The 3322-nt window shown below is 67.9% G+C and carries 4 protein-coding genes; all 4 read left to right on the top strand.

Annotated elements, in window-relative coordinates; translation table 11 throughout:
• Positions 1-1379, top strand: a 1379-nt coding sequence (locus EV699_RS19675; RefSeq protein WP_132546028.1) for a helicase-related protein, incomplete at its 5' end; no start/stop codon positions are given.
• Positions 1380-1577: 198 nt separating this feature from the next.
• Positions 1578-2147 (top strand): PFGI-1 class ICE element type IV pilus protein PilL2, encoded by a 570-nt coding sequence (gene pilL2, locus EV699_RS19670; protein WP_165904217.1) that lies wholly within the window; start codon positions 1578-1580, stop codon positions 2145-2147.
• The gene (locus EV699_RS19665; RefSeq protein WP_058149373.1) at positions 2144-2791 is read left to right on the top strand and encodes a hypothetical protein; all 648 of its coding nucleotides are present in this window, start codon (positions 2144-2146) and stop codon (positions 2789-2791) included. The genes pilL2 and EV699_RS19665 overlap by 4 nt, the downstream gene beginning before the upstream one ends.
• 85 nt (positions 2792-2876) lie before the next feature.
• On the top strand, positions 2877-3322 hold a 446-nt coding region (locus tag EV699_RS19660; protein ID WP_132546024.1), incomplete at its 3' end, for a TIGR03759 family integrating conjugative element protein.

Below are 3322 nucleotides of genomic sequence, written 5' to 3'. Positions count from 1 at the left end.
TCATCAAGCTGTTGTATGGCTACGGCGAGCTGGTATTCTCGGTCCGGCAAGCCCATCGAATGGAACGTGCGATGGACATCATGGAGTTCGGCTTCGGCGAGGGCGGCTACCAGCCGTCCGAGTTCATCAAGAGGCAGCTTCCCCAAGGCACGTTCGACCTGCTCATCGCCGACGAGGCGCACGAGTACAAGAACGGCGGCTCCGCTCAGGGCCAGGCCATGGGGGTGTTGGCGGCCAAGGCGCGCAAGACGCTGCTACTCACCGGCACACTTATGGGCGGCTACGGCGACGACCTGTTCCACCTGCTGTTCCGAGCCCTGCCGGGGCGGATGATCGAAGACGGCTACCGGCCGACGAAGAGCGGCAGCATGACGTCGGCCGCGATGGCGTTCATGCGCGATCACGGGGTGCTCAAGGACATTTATTCCGAGAGCACCGGCACGGCGCACAAGACGGCCAAGGGCACCAAGGTATCGGTGCGCACGGTCAAGGCGCCAGGCTTCGGTCCCAAGGGCGTGCTGCGTTGCGTCCTGCCGTTCACGGTCTTCCTCAAGTTGAAGGACATCGGTGGCAACGTGTTGCCGCCCTACGACGAGGAGTTCCGCGAAGTCGCGATGGACACGGCGCAGGCCGCGGCCTACCGCGATCTGGCCGGTCGGCTGACCCAGGAGCTGAAGCAGGCTCTGGCGAAGCGCGACACGACGCTGCTCGGTGTAGTCCTCAACGTGCTGCTGGCCTGGCCGGACTGCTGCTTCCGGTCGGAAACGGTGGTGCATCCGCGCACGCGCAACACCTTGGCGTTCGTACCGGCTCAGTTCAACGAGCTGGAGGTGATGCCCAAGGAGCGCGAGCTGATCGAGATCTGCAAGCAAGAGAAGGCGGAAGGTCGCAAGACCCTGGTCTATTCGGTCTACACCGGCACGCGCGATACCACGTCGCGTTTGAAGGTGCTGCTGGAGCAGGAAGGCTTCAAGGTTGCGGTACTGCGCGCGAGCGTGGATGCCTCCCGCCGCGAGGACTGGATCGCCGAGCAGTTGGACCGTGGTATCGACGTGCTCATCACCAATCCCGAGCTGGTGAAAACCGGCCTGGACCTGCTGGAGTTCCCGACCATCGTGTTCCTCCAGTCCGGCTACAACGTGTATTCGCTGCAGCAGGCCGCCCGGCGCTCATGGCGCATCGGCCAGAAGCAGCCGGTGCGCGTGATCTACCTGGGCTATGCCAACTCCTCGCAGATGACCTGCCTGGGGTTGATGGCCAGGAAGATCATGGTCTCGCAAAGCACGTCGGGAGACGTACCCGAGTCGGGCCTGGATGTTCTGAACCAGGATGGTGATTCCGTCGAGGTCGCACTGGCCCGGCAGCTTGTCACGGTCTGATCCATGTGCCCATGCCGGTGGCCCCTCGGGGTCGCCGGCTTCTTTCCACGGCCCTTCGGGGCCGTTTTTCTTGGGCGTATGACAGTCTATGGCGCTGCCCAGCCATGTATTCGGGCGGGCGTCAGTGCGTTTTGTTTGCTGCCCGCAGGCCAAGCGGCGGCGATGGTGAGCGCTCCGTGTTCCAGGGAAGCGCCCTCCATGCAACCATCCATCCGCGCTGTTCACCGCCTGGCCCTCGCCGCTGGCTTGCTGGCAGGCAGCCTGTTGGCCGCCGGCTGCGCCACGACCGCCGCGTCGTCTGCGCCAGCGGTGCCGGCCGCATCGCCAACCGCCGTCGCGCCGGAGCCGGGTTTCGTTCCGGTGGCCCGCTACGGCCGCTACACCCTGGTCGAGCTGGTGCCGGAACCTTCGCAGCGTGATCTCTTGCAGCAGGCGGTGGAGGTTTCGCTTCCGCCCATGCTCGATGCCAGCGTGGGCGATGCCATGCGCCATGTGCTCCTGCGCTCGGGCTACCGGCTCTGCGATGCGGTCGAAGCCGCCACGCTCTACGCGCTGCCGCTGCCTGCCGCACACCTGCGCCTAGGCCCGCTGATGCTGCGCGATGCCTTGCTGACCCTTGCCGGCCCCGCCTGGGAGCTGTCGGTCGATGACTTGACCCGCCAGGTCTGCTTCAGCCGGCACGGTGCTCCCACCTTCCTTTCCGCCAACCCGCCCGGCACCGCCACGCCCGTACCGGACGCCGACCGGCCCGGGGAGATGCAGCCATGACCTTTCCCCAAGCGCCATCCGAGCGCAATTCCCGCACGCGCTGGCTCAAGGTCGCCGCGGCCTTCTGGCTGGTCCTCATCAGTGCCGTGGCACTCGTCAACAGCGTCGGCCTGTCGCGGCTCGCCGAACAGACCCAGAGCAGCGCACAGGATGCGCAGGTCAATGCGCTGGGCCTGCGCGTGGCCGATCTCGAACAACAGGCCGATGCGGACAAGCGCCGGCCGGCGCCGATCAGCCAGGCCGAATTCGCCACCGCGCGGCAGGCGCTGGACGAACGGATGACGCGCCTCGAAGAGGCGGAGGAGACCAGGGCCCTGGCCGTCGACCTGCAGACGCTGCAGGCGCGCGTGAACGGAATCGAAACCCGCCTGGAGAAGGCCCGGCAGGTGGCATCCGCCGCTCGCCCGCGCATTCCGGTTGCGACGAAGCCCAAGGTGCCGGAGCCGCCGTTCCGGGTGCTGGGCGTGGAGCTGCGTGGCGGCGAGCGCTTTCTGTCGATCACCTCCACCGCCGCGGCCTCGCTTGCGGGCGCCCGGCTGCTGCGCCAGGGCGATGCCGAGGGCGGCTGGCAACTGCAGTCCATCGAGGCGCAGGCGGGCGTGTTCCAGGTGAACGGCCAGACGCAGCGCGTTGCGGTGCCGTAGGAGGTGCCATGACCCCACGCTCACTTCGTTCGCAGCCCCCCGAGGGGGCTTCAGCCTCCTTGAGGCGGCTCGGCGGAGGCTGACCATGAACCTGCGGCCGTTGCTCGCTACCGTCGTTCTGTTCGCCGCTTTCGGCGCATCCGCCCAGCCGGCCCCGGTGACGAACTCGCGCATGGTGCCCGCCCAGGTGCAGCCGGGCGCTGATGCCGCGCTCGACGAGAGGCAGGCGCGGGAGTGGGGGCTTCAGCCCGAGGAGTGGGCACGTTACCGCCAACTGATGCAGGGGCCGCTCGGGGTCTATTCGCCCCAGCTCGATCCGCTCACGGCGCTGGGCATCGAGGCCCGCAGCGACGAGGAGCGCAGGCGCTACGCGGAGTTGCAGGTGCAGGCCGAGGCCCAGCGCGTCGGCAAGACGCTGGCCTACCAGCGCGCCTACGACGCGGCGTGGCAGCGCCTGTTTCCCGGCCAGCCGCGCGTGAGCCTGCCCGGCGCCAAGGCGCAGGGTGCCGGCAAAACCGGCTCCGGGCGCCT

This window comes from Plasticicumulans lactativorans, assembly GCF_004341245.1.
Lineage (GTDB): Bacteria > Pseudomonadota > Gammaproteobacteria > Competibacterales > Competibacteraceae > Plasticicumulans_A > Plasticicumulans_A lactativorans.
This window is presented reverse-complemented; position numbering and strand designations above follow the sequence as displayed.

Coding starts and splice junctions, on each gene's coding strand:
- pilL2 (WP_165904217.1), top strand. CDS start 1,578: ATGCAACCATCCATCCGCGCTGTTCACCGCCTGGCCCTCGCCGCTGGC.
- EV699_RS19665 (WP_058149373.1), top strand. CDS start 2,144: ATGACCTTTCCCCAAGCGCCATCCGAGCGCAATTCCCGCACGCGCTGG.